This is a genomic window from Ruegeria sp. AD91A (genome assembly GCF_003443535.1).
GTDB lineage: Bacteria > Pseudomonadota > Alphaproteobacteria > Rhodobacterales > Rhodobacteraceae > Ruegeria.
In genome coordinates this window covers 3408879-3424409 of record NZ_CP031946.1, presented here as the reverse complement: position 1 = coordinate 3424409, position 15531 = coordinate 3408879, and the positions used below count along the sequence as shown (strand labels likewise).

Genomic DNA, 15531 nt, shown 5'->3' with positions numbered 1-15531 from the left:
CCGCGTCTGGTCAAGCGATCAGTCGCGGCCAAACCGCTGCGTTGCGCCGGGCAAATGCTCCGATATGACCAACCTCAGGCAACCCGAAATCGGCGGGGCTGAGCAGGTGACGGTTGGCATCGGGGCCGTAAAGATCCGCAAGCCGCCAAACCGCTTCCGGCGGCACCATCTGGTCGTCCTCGAATGCAAACAAATCCACGGGCACTCCAGTTTCCTCCCAGTGCGCCGCAGGTAAGTCACGCCCGACTTCAGGTACATAGCTTAACGACGCTGTACACCATTTGCGCCACTGCCAATAGACCGATGCCGGCAGGTCCGAGCCAAACCCTATCGCCTTTCCGGGAAGGTAGCCAAGTGCTCGGGCCAAAAGCGGGGCATGGCCGTACCAGAACAACCCTGCCAAACCCCGATAGGGCCACGGATGGTCGCTTAGGGTCACAAGCCCCGAACACACACAGATCATCCGGTCAATCAGATCGATATCCGGTTGTACTGGCCCCAACATCGCGCCGACGGAATGGCCGATGGTCCAGTGTTTCGCATTCGGGTATCGCCGACGCATTTCCGCCCGTGCCGCGGGCATGTCGATCAAGGCCCAATCCGCCATGGTCGCACGCGAATCTTTCAGGCGGCCCGTTAAAGAATACCCATAATCCCTATAGTCATAGGTCAGGCAGGCCATGCCCTTCTCAGCGGCAAGCCATCGTGCGAAATGACGGTAATAATCACGCGGCACACCCGTTGCACTGTTCAGCACGAAGACGATTTCGGGCGAAGTTACCGGGCTATACAATCGGGCGGACAGCGTTTTCTGCCCGGACGGAAAGCGAAACTCCTCGGTCAATACCGTTTGCTCTGTATCCAACATGATCTCTGGCTTTTCGCTTGGTAAATCCGGTTTCCGAACCTCAACACCCTCGACACTATGCATGAACCAACATCGTATCCAGCATGACCAAGCGTCCGGTCAAAAGATCGGCTTGACTCGGTGCGTGCTCAAACGCTAGCGGTTGTGTGATGGTTTCCGGCCTCCACAAGGGGTCGGGATGAAAAGGGAACACGGTGCGGTAATGTCTGTTCATACAGGCAACAACCAAATCCGCGACTGCCCCCGCAACTGTAAGCGGTAAGCGATGCCAAAACACCACTGGCCCAATGGCCGGGAAGGTCGGCAAAGCAATGACCCGCAAGTCAGGAGACCTGCCATCGGAAACAAAACCGAAACTCGGGCGGGGTGTCCGGGCAGGTCTTGACGGCATCACGCTGTCCCACCTGTCCCAAATATCCTGTCCGCCACGCGCGGAGGGCGCAGGATGATCTGGAAGACAAAAACGCATGAATACAGTGCAACAGTATGTCAGCGGACGGGCAAAACCTGCCCCGCTTTGGCGCGGCTGGCGCGCTCGATATCCGAAGCCGTGACACAGGCGACCTTGGCCACAAGTGACGATTTGGAGGTTGAGGGCAGCAGTGAGCTGTCGCATTGCGCCGAAGGATGCCATGCAATTTTCCGCGCGCGATCAGACAGCATTCGTATCTTTTGCGGGACGCAGCCCGAAGCCGCAATTGAGCCCCTGAACGGCTATGCCGACTTGATCTTCGGAAACACGTTCAGTGCGATGCCATCCGGCGTCGTGAAAAACCCACCCTGCGCGATGATCCAGGTTTCCACGATCCGGCCTCGAAAACCCGTTTGCGCGCCCGCGCAGATGTCAATCTGATTCCAGACTGACCCGTGCCTGGGCACGCCGAGAGGCCCAGGCCAGTTGCGCATCCGTTTCGACAGCGCAAGGACGTACCGCCCGCAATCGTTCCAGCGCTGTGTCCGCGCGTTCGCCGCATTCGACCATCAGCCGCAGAACAACCATACCTGACCTGCCACAGCCCCCACGGCAGTGCACCAAAACGCGACCTCCACCTGACAGCGCGTGCCGGGCTGCGGCGCTGACAGACGGCCACGCGTCCTGAATCGCCTGTGTCGGCGCTCCGAAATCTTCGATCGGAAGGTGAACCCATCGGCTGGCGCGGCTTTGAATGTCGCTGCCGAAATCCTTCGCGCCATCCTGAAGCATCTCGACATCCGTTGTCATCGATACAACAAGCCCCGGCTGCCAGGCTGCGATCGTATCCAGATCGCTGAAATAATCCCCGCCACGTCCGGGCATCGAGGTCAGTGCAAGCGTTCCGCCTCCGACTTGCAGGGCGTAGATCACCAGCTGCGACATGAAACGTGTCCTCCCCGAAGAACTCTTTACAAAAATGAGTCATTAAATCTGCTAACGCAGTTTAGTGCGAAAGCGACTCGTTTCTAAATCAAAAATCATGACACCACGCTGTGGACGCGGGCAGCGGTGGCCACTACGCTGTGCCCAAGCACCGAATCCCAACGAGAAGACATGACAGACAGCTCCAGCCCCGCCTATCAGGTTCTCGCCCGCAAATATCGCCCGGAAACCTTTGCCGATCTGGTGGGTCAGGATGCCATGGTGCGCACCCTGAAAAACGCGTTCGCGGCTGATCGGATCGCGCAGGCCTTCATCATGACCGGCATTCGCGGCACCGGCAAAACCACGACCGCGAGGATCATCGCCAAGGGCATGAATTGCATCGGTCCGGACGGAACCGGTGGCCCCACAACCGAGCCCTGCGGTCAGTGCGAACACTGTGTCGCCATCATGGAAGGTCGCCATGTCGACGTGATGGAGATGGACGCCGCCAGCCGCACAGGCGTCAACGATATCCGCGAGATCATCGACAGCGTGCGCTATCGCGCCGCCAGCGCGCGTTACAAGATTTATATCATCGACGAGGTTCACATGCTCTCGACCAGTGCTTTCAACGCGCTGCTCAAGACGCTGGAAGAACCGCCTGCGCACGTGAAGTTCATCTTCGCGACCACTGAAATCCGCAAAGTGCCTGTCACAGTACTGTCCCGATGCCAGCGCTTCGACCTGCGCCGGATTGAACCCGAAGACATGATTGGCCTTCTGAGCAAGATCGCCGAAGCGGAAAGCGCCCAGATTGCCGAAGACGCGCTGGCACTGATCACCCGAGCAGCGGAAGGATCGGCCCGGGACGCGACCTCGTTGCTGGATCAGGCGATATCGCACGGGGCTGGCGAGACGACCGCCGATCAGGTCCGTGCAATGCTTGGACTGGCGGACCGTGGCCGCGTTCTGGACCTTATGGATATGATCCTGCGCGGCGACGCCGCGGGCGCACTTACCGAGTTGAGTGGGCAATACGCCGAAGGCGCGGACCCGCTGGCGGTGCTGCGCGACCTGGCCGAGATCACGCACTGGGTGTCCGTCGTAAAGATCACACCTGACGCGGCCCAGGACCCGACGGTTTCTCCGGACGAACGGACCCGGGGCCAACTCATGGCCGAGGCTCTGCCGATGCGGGTCCTGACCCGGATGTGGCAAATGCTGCTGAAGGCGCTCGAGGAAGTCTCCGCTGCCCCCAACGCGATGATGGCCGCTGAAATGGCCGTTATCCGCCTGACTCATGTGGCTGATTTGCCCAGCCCCGAAGAGCTGATCAAGCGATTGCAGGATACCCCGCCACCGCCGCAGGGCGGGCCCAACGGCGGCGTGCCCATAGCCAGACAGGGTGCGGTTCCAACGCAAGCTGGCGCGGCCCATCCGCCTGCCTACGCGTCGCCCCCTCGCGGTGCCGGTGGTGCGCCGGTTGCAGCTCTGGCGCAGGATGCTCAAACGGCCCTTGCGCGGTACCCGACCTTCGACCACGTGGTCGAACTGATCCGGACCAATCGCGACGTGAAGTTGCTGGTTGAGGTGGAAAACGGCGTGCGCCTCGTGTCCTATCAGCCCGGACGAATCGAATTCACACCCGCCGCTCAAGCACCGGCGGATCTGGCTCCACGGCTGGGCTCTGCCTTGCAACGCTGGACAGGAAACCGGTGGGCGGTCTCGATTGTCTCGGATGGGGATGCACCCACAATTGGGGAAATACGGGACGAGGCCGAGCTGGCACTGAAATCCGAGGCTGAACAACACCCTTTGGTTCAGGCTGTGCTGGCGCAATTCCCCAAGGCGAGAATCACCAATATCGAGACGCCGGAACAACGCGCCGCCAAGGTCGAGACCGAAGCTCTTCCCGAAGTTGAAGACGAGTGGGACCCGTTCGAGGAAGACTGACCTTGCCACCCGTCATCTCGTGTCACAAGTGATACTCATCGACTCTTCCCGTGATTACACCGTTCCACAACGTGAGCGAGGGATTTCATGCGAGCGTCACCACTGCATCCACTTTTCGAATTGATTGTTCACGACATCGACCTGCGCGAAGTTGCAGGTGATACCTTGTATCCTGATATTCGGCAGGCGTTCGAAACCCACTCAGCGTTGCTGTTTCCCAAACAATCAATCCCGGATACATACCATGTTCGCATCGCCGAACTGTTTGGCCGTTGGAGAATAGAAGAGCCGTGGCGGCGGCACACGACTTTGAATTTCAGATTTCCGAACTGACCTAGAAAACAAAAGACAGCCTTTGCTCAAAGGACGATCTGCGCTTGCTGGATTTGCAGGCAAATTTGTTGTGATATGTTGCGGCACACGGACAGTATGTTCCTGCCGACGCCTGCACTGATCAACATTCTGACGGCCAAGGCCGTGCTCCCGTCGGGTAACCCGACCGAGCTCGCATCGGCCCTAGCGGCGTGGGCAGATATGCCGGATCAACTGAAAATACACTGAAGGATGCCATTATCTGGCACCGGTTGTCTCATTCCCGATCAAAGATTTCAGCCGATTTGGCCGAACTGTCAAAAATGACCAGATGGCAGGATTGCTAATGGCGCGCGATCTGGCCAAATCCTGAATTCATCGCTTCGCATGCCTTTGCTATCGAAGGGATAGGGCATCATGAAGGTCAGACCCTGCTGGACAACGCAATCACGTTCTGCACGCAGCCCGAACAAGTCTATTCCCACCAACGGTCAGTCGGCGACGTTCTCATCTGGGACGAACGCGCCACGATGCATCGCGGCCGTCTCTGGAACTAATACCACCCAGGAACCCTGAAATCCATTTGCTGCTCTGTCAGCGACGCCGAAGGTTCAAACCGCGTTCGAGAAAAATAAGAACCAACCCTCCCGCGCCCGCCACGGTCTATCGGCTGCGCCGATACCCCTGAGCGGCCTTGGGCCCGGCAGCGCATGGGCACGGCCCATGCGCTGCCGGGCCCAACGGGAGGAAAGGTCTTGCCAAAGACCTTGACGACGGGCGGGACAACCCTTGTGCGATGTGGCCGCTGCCCGTATCTAGAGCGCAAACGGAGACACAGGAGAATACTATGCTGAAAGGACTCGGCGGGCTTGGCGGTCTGGGCGACATGGCCAAGATGATGAAATCCGCGCAGGACCTGCAAACCAAGATGACCGATATGCAGGAAGAGTTGAACAACATGATGGTTGTCGGCGAATCCGGTGCTGGCCTGGTCAAAGCAACTGCGACCGCCAAAGGTGAACTCAAAGGTCTGGATATCGATCCGTCCATCTTCAACGGTGACGACAAGGAAGTGGTCGAAGACCTGATCCTGGCCGCCATCAAGGACGCGCAGACCAAGGCCACCGAACGCTCGCAGGCCGAGATGGCAAAACTGACCGAAAGCATGGGCCTGCCCGCAGACATCAAGCTGCCGTTCTGATACACCCTCCTGACGGATCATCGGCCGGGCACCTGGGCCTGGCCCTTTTGCAGGAGCGCCCGGGTTGAGTTCCAACAGCGATATAGACAATCTGATCGACCTGATGGCCAAGCTGCCGGGCCTCGGCCCACGCTCGGCCCGCCGCGCCGTTCTGCATCTGATCCGCAAACGTGCCCTGCTGCTGACACCCCTGTCTGATGCCATGCAGCAGGTCGCGATCACCGCCCGGGAATGCCTGAATTGCGGTAACGTGGGCACTACTGACATCTGCGATATCTGCGACACCGAGGTCCGCGCGACCGGAGAACTGTGCGTGGTCGAAGACGTCGCCGACCTCTGGGCGATGGAGCGCGCCGGTGTTTTCAAAGGCCGCTATCATGTTCTGGGTGGCACGCTGTCGGCGCTGGACGGGGTCGGCCCGGACGAACTGCGCATTCCCCGACTCAGGGACCGGGTCATGGCCGAAGGGATTACCGAGGTCATTTTGGCGCTCAACGCGACCGTCGATGGCCAGACAACCGCCCACTACATTGCAGACCAACTGGAGGGTCAGGTGCGCCTGACCTCTTTGGCCCAAGGTGTGCCGATCGGCGGAGAGCTGGATTATCTGGATGACGGGACGATTACGGCGGCGCTGCGGGCGCGGAAAGAGATCTAAATCAGCTTTGTCAAACCGCACCCCTATTTTAACGCCAGTAAGAACAACACCCCTCGGGCATTAAATTGAGGTACGCATCTTGAGCAAGTATCCAGATCTTTTTGTCCTGAGACATGGCGAAACCGAGTGGAACACTCAGGGTAAGTTCCAAGGGCGCAAGGATTCTCCGTTGACGGAAAATGGCAAGTCTCAGGCTCGAAAACAAAACGAGATACTCAAACAAGTCCCGGATGCACCATCGCGTGTTTATGCCAGCCCACAGGAACGGGCTAAACACACCGCGCGTTTGGCAACCTCACCTCATCATGAGGTGATACATGACGATCGGCTTATGGAAATCGCGTTTGGACAATGGGAAGGTGCAACGAGGGATTTCATCCGAGAGCAAATCGACTGTTCCTATGAAAGCTATCATTGGTATTTTCGCAGCCCGGGCGGAGAGAACTTGGATGACATCTGCGGTCGCGTAGATTCTTTTCTGAAGGAACAGGTTGAGCCAGCGATCATCGTAACCCATGGCGTTACATCATTGGTGCTGAGAGGGCTTTGGTTGGGCCTGGATTTGGACACTCTGCTACGGCTACCGAGAACACAAGGGTGCGTGTTTCACCTTGCTAACGGCATTGAAACCATATTGAGCTGAGCTCATGGATTGGGCTCGAATTCAGGTTTGTCTCGCTTTCAATACCGGGACAGCCATAGTTCAAAAAAGCAACTTTGGATGATCACTAAACTGCTCTAAGGATAGATAAACTCAGCGAATACTTTGGAGCACTCCTCATGACCCGTCTTCTTGCGCTTGCTTTTGCTACATTTTCTGCCACCGCCGCCCTTTCACAAGAGCTGATCGACAAAGGCTACGTCGAAGGCTGGAACATCATGATGGACCCCGCACTTGGCAACGGGTGCCTGATCCAGACGGTGTATCAGGATCTCTCGGTGGTGCGCCTTGGCTATGACGCACTGGACAATCGCGGGTACTTCGCCGTCTACAACAAGGCTTGGGGCGACATTAAGCAGGGTGAGAGTTACCCGATCCGGTTCGATCTTGACGGCAAAAGCCATGATGCCACGGCCATCGGGTTCAACGAACGCGACGTGCCGGGCGCGACCGTGTTTTTCACCGATCGGAGCTTCGTGAACGCCATCGCTCAGAACAAGACAATGACGGTCTACAATCCGGCAGGTGAGGTGGTGATGGCCATTGACCTCAAAGGGACCGCCAAGGCTTTGGACTATGCGCGGGACTGTCAGAACAAAAAGCTCTAACGAATCGGATCAAAGAGCGCGTCCTTGGCGGTGCAATCACGGATCACGTCCCGACCGCAGGGCACGGAATCCAGATCGCGCGACAGGCACACGCGGACCTCTTCGATATAGCCCTGTTTGCAGGTGATCGTGATCATGTCGCGCTCCAACTCCGGGTTGGCTTTCAGGAATGCCTCCTCGACCACCGAAGCGGGCAGTTTGACGGATGAATCCAGCTTGCGGAACACCTGAGGGTGCTCGACCGCTTCATAAGCCCGCCGGGACAGGGCAAAGTAGTCGGACGCCGACAATCCCGAACATGTGCCGTGTTTCTTCCATTGATGCCAGGCAAGGCCGGAACTGCCCTGAATATCCTCCATTTCCCGCGTCATGCGGCGCGAAGGTGGGCTTGCGGAGGTACGGCAGTAGGACGGCCAGCCCTGATGGAACTGAGGCCACAGCCCGTGCAGAACCCAACCGTGATCATGGCGTGAATCGCATTGATCCGATCCGCGCGCATCTCCTTCGCGGGCGCACCAGTTGGGCGACCAGCTCAGCGACAGAACGTAGTAGTCAAACTCGCCTGCCTTTTCGCCCTCGGCCAGCGCAGCCACCGCGCTGAAGACCCACAAAACTACCCAGCGCATTCGCCTCTTCCCTTCTTGCCTTTGCGCGACTATATACGGGCCAAGTTCCCCGACAACGGAAACCTGCCCCAAGAACCAAGGGGCCGCCGAATTCCGGCGACGGGACAGATGTATGTATAGGAGACGGGCTGATGGCAAAACCGCTTATGGCCAAGGCAACCGCCGTATGGCTGGTGGACAACACCACGATCAGCTTCAAGCAGATCGCGGATTTCGTAGGAATGCACGAGTTGGAAGTGCAGGGTATCGCTGATGGTGACGTCGCCGCCGGCGTAAAAGGCTTTGACCCGATCGCCAACAACCAGCTGACCCAGGACGAGATCGAAGCGGCACAGAACAACCCGCTTCACAAGTTGAAGCTCAAGTTCAACCCGTCAGCCGCTGGCGAAGAAAAGCGTCGCGGTCCGCGATACACGCCACTGTCGAAACGTCAGGACCGTCCGAACTCGATCCTGTGGCTGGTCAAGTTTCACCCGGAACTCAGCGATGGCCAGATTGCCAAGCTGGTAGGCACCACGAAACCGACCATCCAGTCGATCCGCGAACGCACGCACTGGAACATCTCCAACATGCAGCCGATTGATCCGGTTGCTCTGGGTCTGTGCAAGCAGTCCGAGCTGGACACCGCCGTACAGAAAGCGGCAGCCAAGAAAGCGGCTGAAGGCGGCGTGATGAGCGACGACGAACGTCGCAAGCTGGTGTCGACCGAGCAGTCGCTGGAAATGGACGCAGCGCCGAAGATCCCGACCGCAATTGAAGGTCTGGAAACTTTCTCGCTGTCCGACGAACCGTCCAAAGAGAAAGACGACGAGCCGATCATCGACGCAGACAGCTTCTTCAACCTGCCCAAAGGTGGGGCGGATGAAGAAGACGAAGACGATCTTCGCCCGTAACGCGCAAACAGCCTCGGCCAGAACGGCTGGGGCTTTTTTCACGGACTTGCCATGCTGAATGTTTTATCTGCGGTTTTTGGCCCGCATCGCGCCGTCACAATCTATGCCTTTCTTAAAACGTGGGGGCTTGGCCTGGCTGCCGGTGTTGTCATGATTGCCATCGTTGCGACATTGTTTCTATTGGGAGATGAAGGCGAACACGAGCATGAGGCGTTCCTGATCGTCCCGGTACTGTCTGCAACGCCGGTGAACGGAGACCTGAAGAATGGCGTCGTGGCTTCGGTTCGCCTGCCGGATGGTTCCGCCACGTCGATTACCTCTACGGATGCGCAGGTTTCGCAGACCGTAGGCACGACGGCCTGTGTCGAAAAACGCGTCTATGTCCAAAGCGGTGAAGCCCGGTACCGGTTCAAACTGCCACGTCTCTGCGAAGGCAGTTGATCGACGGAACCGAAGGGATAAAAGCCGCCCGATGCTGACACCGGGCGGCTTTTGCGTTCATACCATTTGAAAGATGATGCCTGCCACGATCGCACCACCGACGCCCAGGATCAGATAGGTTGCAAAGACGCGCGGTTTGACCAAAGACCAGACCGCGGCCATCGCCGGAATGGAACTGACGGCTCCGGCAACCATGAACGACATGGCAGCACCTGCTGTCATACCTTGCTCTATCAACCCCGCCAGCAGGGGCGGCGCCACGTAGGAGTTCAGGTAGGCCGGCATACCCACCAGCGCAGCAACGATGATCGGCAGCACGCCTTCTCCGCCGACCACGCCGGCAATCAGGTCGGCAGGCACATAGTTAACCAGCAGAGCCTCAAGCACATAGGCCAGTGCAAGCCATTTCAACAGGAACAAACCGTTGTGCACGAATTCCGAACGAAACCGGGCCCGGCGCGCGGGTTCCTGCCAGAATTTCCAGACCGGTTTGTCGTCCGTTTTCGGACCACACCCGCAGCACCCAGCGGGCTTGTATTCCCGCAGGGGCTGGGCAAACGCACCTTTGCGCATCAGCAGCCGAACCGAGAATCCACCGAACAAACCAAGCGCAACCGCCGCGACGGCCTTACCGATGGCAAAGGGCCATCCCAGCGCACCGGCTGTGATCAAAAGCGTCGGCGGGTCGATCAAGGGTGAACTGAGCCAGAATGCCATGACCGCGGACAACGGAGCACCTAAGGCCAGAAGGCCGGCGATAAAGGGAATGACCTCGCAGGAACAAAATGGTGCAAGACCACCGAACAGAGCGGCCAGAAAGATCATCCGGGTCTCACGCCCCGCAAAGGCGCGCGCCACCATCACCTCTGCGCCGGTCGCCTTAAGGTAGGATAGCAGAAGCACTGCAAACAGAATGTATTGCCCTGTATGTGCCAAGGCTTTGGCTGCAAATGTCACCACCTCGCGCAGATTGCCGGGATCCAGGATTGCCACCGCCGCAAGAATGACAACGATCAGCGTCCAGGGTGTCTTGATCAGGTCCAATACCCCTTTGGCAGTCTCGCGCGGATTCTGTGTCAACTCAGCCATCGTTCGCAGCCTTTCCAACTTCGTCGGCGCAACACTCGCTGAGAATGAATTGCGCAAGATTTCTCAATTCGTCGTAACTGGCCCGGTTGATCGTGGTTCGACCGACCCTTTCCTGTTCGACCACACCACCGGCCGCAAGAAACCGCAGGTGATGGGCCAGGGTCGACGGGGCGATCCCCGTCCGATCCTGTATCTCGCCAACGGTCAATCCGGCTTCACCGGCCCTGACCAGGGTCTTGAGGACTTTCAGCCGGGCTTCAGAGCCCATGGCCGAAAATCCGGCAGCAGCAGCTTCCCACAACGGTTATCTCCAATAAACTAGATTTCTAGTTATTTAGACTTAAGGAACTCTCCGGTCAACCTCTCTGTTAAAATATCGTGACTGCGATGTAAGTCCAGATTGCCCCAGCCTTAAGTCCACCCTATAAGCAGGCATGGGGATTTCGGTCGATACATTCTTTCTTGAACTCAATGGTCAGGGCACGTTGCAGGCCCAGATCCAGCAGATGATTGCCGAAGGCATCTTGTCCGGTCGCTTTCACGTCGGAGAAAAACTACCTTCGTCACGCAAACTGGCCGCACATCTGGGTGTCAGCCGAATTACGGTGACGCTGGCGTATACCGAATTGTTGGCCAATGATTATCTGACGGCCAAGGGGCGATCAGGATATTACGTATCGCATAACGCACCGGTCCCTCCCAAGTATTCGCCTGTCCAGCGCGGCACCGAATCCATTGATTGGGACAAAGCATTGGCACGCCGCTTTCTGGACAGTGACGTTCTGCCAAAACCCAGCGACTGGCGAGAGTACCGTTACCCGTTCATCTACGGGCAGGCCGACCGGACTTTGTTTGACCACGCCAACTGGAGGTTATGCGCCGTCCGCGCGTTGGGGCATAAAGATTTCGATTCACTGACCGGAGATTACGTGGATCAGGATGATCCGTTGTTGATCGAATTTATTGCCCGACACACTCTACCACGCCGTGGCATCGCAGCCCGCCCTGAAGAGATATTGATTACCCTAGGCGCACAGAACGCGCTCTGGCTGGCATCGCGCATTTTGCTGACCCATAACCGTACCGCCGTCATAGAAGACCCTTGCTACTACGCGCTTCGAAGCCTTCTGAACCATTGGGACTGCGCCGTCACACCCTTGAGTGTCGATCGGGACGGATTGCCGCCCGACACGATTCCTGACGAAGCTGACGTCATCTTTACCACCCCCAGCCATCAAAGCCCGACGACCGCGACGATGCCGATCGACCGCCGCAACCAATTGCTGGATCGAGCACGCGATCTCGACGCGATGGTTGTCGAGGATGACTATGAGTTTGAAATGGCCTTTCGGGGTGCGCCTTCGCCGGCACTGAAATCCATGGATCGGGATGGCCGCGTGATTTACGTCGGCAGCTTTTCCAAGTCGCTGTTTCCAGGGTTGCGACTCGGGTACATGGTCGGCTCAGAACCTTTTATCCGCGAGGCACGTGCGCTTCGCTCATTGGTCCTGCGCCACCCACCAGGCCACATTCAGCGCACGGCGGCGTATTTCCTGTCGTTGGGCCACTACGACGCGCAAATTCGGCGTATGTCGAAAGCTTTGCAAGAGCGGCGCGACGCGATGGACAAAGCCATCGCGGAAAGTGGGCTGACCGTGGCTGGACGGGGTGTGATTGGCGGTTCTTCAATGTGGATGTCAGCCCCTGAGCATGTCGACACAACGCAACTGGCATTAAGACTGCAAAACCAGGGTGTTCACATTGAACCGGGTGCGTCGTTTTTCTCGGGACCGGACAGGCCACGGAATTTCTACCGCCTTGGCTACTCCTCAATTCCAACTGACCGCATCGCGCCCGGTGTGAAACTGATCGCAGACGCAATTCGGGCCGTTTAAGCACCATCTGGACCTAATCCGGCTTTCGATTTGGCCCTAACGCAGGTCGCACCCTTGCGCCAAAACCATATCAAACGCCGGGCACAGTGCCCGGTTTCACTCACTCTTGGTTGGAGAACACCCACATGAAGATGACGACGGAAGAGGCGTTTGTTAAGGTTCTGCAGATGCACGGGATTGAGCATGCGTTTGGGATCATTGGATCTGCGATGATGCCGATCTCTGATTTGTTCCCGAAGGCCGGGATCATGTTCTGGGACTGTGCTCATGAAGGCAGTGCGGGGATGATGGCGGATGGCTATACCCGAGCGACCGGCAAGATGTCGATGATGATTGCGCAGAACGGCCCCGGCATCACCAATTTCGTGACCGCCGTGAAGACGGCTTACTGGAACCACACCCCGCTGCTGCTGGTGACGCCGCAGGCGGCGAACAAGACCATCGGTCAGGGCGGCTTCCAGGAAGTCGAGCAGATGAAGCTGTTCGAGGACATGGTCGCCTATCAGGAAGAGGTCCGCGACCCGACCCGCGTCTGCGAGGTTCTGAACCGTGTGATCATGCAGGCCAAGCGCGCCAGCGCGCCGGCTCAGCTGAACATCCCGCGTGATATGTGGACTCAGGTGATCGATGTTGATCTGCCCGCCATCGTCGATTTCGAACGCCCCTCGGGCGGCGAAACCGCCGTGGCACAGGCGGCCGAGCTGCTGTCGAACGCCAAGAACCCCGTTATCCTGAACGGTGCGGGCGTTGTCCTGTCCAAGGGCGGGATCGAGGCGTCGAAGGCACTGGCCGAGCGTCTGAATGCGCCGGTCTGCGTCGGCTATCAGCACAACGACGCCTTCCCCGGCAACCACCCGCTGTTTGCCGGCCCTCTGGGCTATAACGGTTCGAAGGCCGGGATGGAGCTGATCAGCGAGGCTGATGTTGTTCTGTGTCTTGGCACCCGTCTGAACCCGTTCTCGACCCTGCCGGGCTATGGCATGGAATACTGGCCGGCGAATGCCAAGATCATCCAGGTCGACATCAACCCCGACCGCATCGGCCTGACCAAAACTGTCACCGTCGGTATCGTCGGTGATGCGGCCAAGGTGGCCCAAGGCATTCTGGCCCAGCTGAGCGACACCGCCGGTGACGAAGGCCGCAAGGAGCGCAAGGAACGCATTGCGCAGAAAAAATCCGCCTGGGCGCAGGAGCTGACCTCGATGACCCACGAGGATGACGATCCGGGCACCACCTGGAACCAGCGCGCCCGTGACGCCAAGCCGGACTGGATGAGCCCGCGCATGGCGTGGCGCGCGATTCAGGCGGCGCTGCCGAAAGAGGCGATCATCTCGTCCGATATCGGCAACAACTGCGCCATCGGCAACGCCTATCCGTCGTTTGAAGAGGGCCGCAAGTACCTGGCGCCGGGCCTGTTCGGCCCCTGCGGCTATGGGCTGCCCGCCATCGTCGGCGCCAAGATCGGCTGCCCGGACGTTCCGGTTGTGGGCTTTGCCGGTGATGGTGCATTCGGCATCGCGGTGAACGAACTGACCGCGATCGGCCGCGAGGAATGGCCTGCCGTGACCCAGATCGTCTTCCGCAACTATCAGTGGGGCGCGGAAAAGCGCAACTCGACCCTGTGGTTTGACGACAACTTCGTGGGCACCGAGCTGGACACCAAAGTGTCTTACGCCGGTATTGCGCAGGCCTGTGGTCTGAAGGGCGTCGTTGCCCGCACCCAGGACGAGCTGACCGCGGCGCTGAACCAAGCGATCGAGGACCAGAAGAACGGCATCACCACGCTGATCGAGGCCCTGATCAACCAGGAACTCGGCGAACCCTTCCGCCGCGACGCAATGAAAAAACCCGTCGCAGTCGCCGGAATCTCAGCCGACGAAATGAAAGATCAGGAAGCTTGATCAAAGGACGAGGCCAGAGCGTATGACAATGACACCCATTGAGCTGTTGCGTCAGAGCGCCCCGGCCTCCCGCCCTGTGATTTCTTTATGCGAAGGCAGTGATCCCCGCGTTGTTGCGGGGGCGCTGGCCGCCCAGCAGACCGGGCTGGCTGATGTCATTCTGGTCGGCCCACAAGCCGAAGTCGAAGCCGCCCTCAAAAACCAGAATGCCGCTCCCTCTGAGAGTGTCATGGTTCACGACCCGGCGACCTCGGACCTGACCGAGGAATTTGCCCAAACCTATTTTGAACTGCGCCAACACAAGGGCGTCGATCCAACCAAGGCCCGTGCCGCCGTTGAAACACCGCCTGTCTATGCCGCCATGCTGGTACGCAGCGGGCGGGCCACTGGAACCGTAGGTGGCGCCGTTCACACGACCGGAAACATTGTACGCGCGGCCATTCAGGTGATCGGCATGGCCCCGGATGCAGGAATGGTATCGTCCTTTTTCCTGATGTACCCGCCGGAAAACGCACAGCCCGGAGCGCGGGCAATGCTCTATTCGGACTGCGGTCTGGTCATCGATCCCAGCGCCGACGAGTTGAGCAAAATTGCCGTCGCCTCGGCCAAGTCGGCGCGGGCACTGCTGAGGGTTGACCCCAAAATCGCCATGCTCAGCTTCTCGACCAAGGGCAGCGCAAGCCATCCCGATGTAGACAAGGTGATCGAAGCCACCGAAACACTGCGCCAGATTTCCCCGGATCTCGAGGTCGATGGCGAGCTTCAGTTCGACGCGGCCTTCGTGCCCTCGGTCGGGGATCGCAAATCGCCCGGATCTTCGGTCGCCGGTCAGGCCAACGTGATGGTCTTTCCCAATCTCGACGCCGGCAATATCGGCTACAAGATCACTCAAAGGCTGGGTGGCTATGCCGCGATCGGCCCGGTTTTGCAGGGGCTGGCCCAGCCTGCCAACGACCTGTCCCGCGGATGCAGCGCCGAAGATGTGACCCAGATGATCGCCGTGACCGCACTGCAAGCTATCAGGGAATAAAGCCCAGAACTCGCGTCGTTTCCAGAACGATGTTCTCAAACCGGAAGGAAAGTGAC

At 58.7% G+C, this 15531-nt stretch carries 19 protein-coding genes and 1 riboswitch; of the genes, 14 read left to right on the top strand and 5 right to left on the bottom strand.

Annotation, left to right across the window (positions count from 1 at the left end; genetic code table 11):
• Nucleotides 1–10: 10 nt before the first annotated feature.
• Nucleotides 11–931 carry a hypothetical protein gene (locus tag D1823_RS17195; RefSeq protein ID WP_371415288.1) on the bottom strand — a complete coding sequence of 307 codons (921 nt, stop codon included), beginning with the start codon at nt 929–931 and terminating at the stop codon, nt 11–13.
• Nucleotides 932–1001: 70 nt separating this feature from the next.
• Nucleotides 1002–1223, top strand: a riboswitch (cobalamin riboswitch).
• Between the two features lie 90 nt (nt 1224–1313).
• Between D1823_RS17195 and D1823_RS17190 the strand changes: the two genes are divergently transcribed.
• Complete coding sequence (locus D1823_RS17190; RefSeq protein WP_117872148.1) at nt 1314–1721, top strand: hypothetical protein; 408 nt, start codon at nt 1314–1316, stop codon at nt 1719–1721.
• Here the strand turns inward: D1823_RS17190 and D1823_RS17185 are convergent.
• On the bottom strand, nt 1713–2225 hold the full coding sequence (locus tag D1823_RS17185; RefSeq protein WP_117872146.1) for a dual specificity protein phosphatase family protein: 513 nt from the start codon (nt 2223–2225) through the stop codon (nt 1713–1715). The two genes, D1823_RS17190 and D1823_RS17185, sit on opposite strands and share 9 nt — an antisense overlap.
• 171 nt (nt 2226–2396) lie before the next feature.
• Here D1823_RS17185 and D1823_RS17180 point away from each other — a divergent pair, with 171 nt between their 5' ends.
• From D1823_RS17180 to D1823_RS17145, 8 genes are all read left to right on the top strand, one after another.
• Nucleotides 2397–4160 (top strand): DNA polymerase III subunit gamma/tau, encoded by a 1764-nt coding sequence (locus D1823_RS17180; RefSeq protein WP_117872144.1) that lies wholly within the window; start codon nt 2397–2399, stop codon nt 4158–4160.
• Nucleotides 4161–4247: 87 nt separating this feature from the next.
• Nucleotides 4248–4493, top strand: a complete 246-nt coding sequence (locus tag D1823_RS17175) for a hypothetical protein (RefSeq protein WP_117872142.1) — start codon at nt 4248–4250, stop codon at nt 4491–4493.
• A gap of 75 nt (nt 4494–4568) precedes the next feature.
• A complete protein-coding gene (locus tag D1823_RS22330; RefSeq protein ID WP_117872141.1) occupies nt 4569–4721 on the top strand; it encodes a TauD/TfdA family dioxygenase in 153 nt (50 codons plus the stop codon).
• 107 nt (nt 4722–4828) lie between these two features.
• On the top strand, nt 4829–5029 hold the full coding sequence (locus D1823_RS22325; RefSeq protein ID WP_117872961.1) for a TauD/TfdA family dioxygenase: 201 nt from the start codon (nt 4829–4831) through the stop codon (nt 5027–5029).
• Nucleotides 5030–5319: 290 nt separating this feature from the next.
• Nucleotides 5320–5673: a YbaB/EbfC family nucleoid-associated protein gene (locus tag D1823_RS17160; RefSeq protein WP_117872139.1), complete on the top strand. Its 354-nt coding sequence runs from the start codon at nt 5320–5322 to the stop codon at nt 5671–5673.
• Between the two features lie 64 nt (nt 5674–5737).
• Nucleotides 5738–6331 carry a recombination mediator RecR gene (gene recR / locus D1823_RS17155; protein WP_117872138.1) on the top strand — a complete coding sequence of 198 codons (594 nt, stop codon included), beginning with the start codon at nt 5738–5740 and terminating at the stop codon, nt 6329–6331.
• 79 nt (nt 6332–6410) lie between these two features.
• The gene (locus D1823_RS17150; protein WP_117872137.1) at nt 6411–6974 is read left to right on the top strand and encodes a histidine phosphatase family protein; all 564 of its coding nucleotides are present in this window, start codon (nt 6411–6413) and stop codon (nt 6972–6974) included.
• A 137-nt stretch (nt 6975–7111) separates the two neighbouring features.
• Nucleotides 7112–7600, top strand: coding sequence for a hypothetical protein (locus D1823_RS17145; protein WP_117872136.1), 489 nt, complete (start codon nt 7112–7114; stop codon nt 7598–7600).
• Here the strand turns inward: D1823_RS17145 and D1823_RS17140 are convergent.
• Nucleotides 7597–8226: a ribonuclease T2 gene (locus D1823_RS17140; RefSeq protein WP_117872135.1), complete on the bottom strand. Its 630-nt coding sequence runs from the start codon at nt 8224–8226 to the stop codon at nt 7597–7599. The genes D1823_RS17145 and D1823_RS17140 overlap by 4 nt on opposite strands.
• A gap of 131 nt (nt 8227–8357) precedes the next feature.
• Between D1823_RS17140 and D1823_RS17135 the strand changes: the two genes are divergently transcribed.
• The gene (locus tag D1823_RS17135) at nt 8358–9119 is read left to right on the top strand and encodes a DUF1013 domain-containing protein (RefSeq protein WP_117872134.1); all 762 of its coding nucleotides are present in this window, start codon (nt 8358–8360) and stop codon (nt 9117–9119) included.
• A gap of 51 nt (nt 9120–9170) precedes the next feature.
• Nucleotides 9171–9560: a hypothetical protein gene (locus D1823_RS17130; RefSeq protein ID WP_117872133.1), complete on the top strand. Its 390-nt coding sequence runs from the start codon at nt 9171–9173 to the stop codon at nt 9558–9560.
• 57 nt (nt 9561–9617) lie between these two features.
• Here D1823_RS17130 and D1823_RS17125 read toward each other — a convergent pair whose 3' ends face one another.
• Together D1823_RS17125 and D1823_RS17120 are read right to left on the bottom strand one after the other, a co-directional pair.
• Nucleotides 9618–10649, bottom strand: coding sequence for a permease (locus D1823_RS17125; RefSeq protein WP_117872132.1), 1032 nt, complete (start codon nt 10647–10649; stop codon nt 9618–9620).
• Nucleotides 10642–10950 (bottom strand): helix-turn-helix transcriptional regulator, encoded by a 309-nt coding sequence (locus tag D1823_RS17120; protein ID WP_117872131.1) that lies wholly within the window; start codon nt 10948–10950, stop codon nt 10642–10644. The genes D1823_RS17125 and D1823_RS17120 overlap by 8 nt, the downstream gene beginning before the upstream one ends.
• Before the next feature lie 133 nt (nt 10951–11083).
• Here D1823_RS17120 and D1823_RS17115 point away from each other — a divergent pair, with 133 nt between their 5' ends.
• From D1823_RS17115 to pta, 3 genes are all read left to right on the top strand, one after another.
• Nucleotides 11084–12544 (top strand): PLP-dependent aminotransferase family protein, encoded by a 1461-nt coding sequence (locus tag D1823_RS17115; protein WP_117872129.1) that lies wholly within the window; start codon nt 11084–11086, stop codon nt 12542–12544.
• A gap of 125 nt (nt 12545–12669) precedes the next feature.
• Nucleotides 12670–14445: a sulfoacetaldehyde acetyltransferase gene (xsc, locus tag D1823_RS17110; RefSeq protein WP_117872127.1), complete on the top strand. Its 1776-nt coding sequence runs from the start codon at nt 12670–12672 to the stop codon at nt 14443–14445.
• 22 nt (nt 14446–14467) lie between these two features.
• Nucleotides 14468–15475, top strand: coding sequence for a phosphate acetyltransferase (gene pta / locus D1823_RS17105; protein WP_117872125.1), 1008 nt, complete (start codon nt 14468–14470; stop codon nt 15473–15475).
• Nucleotides 15476–15531: the final 56 nt, after the last annotated feature.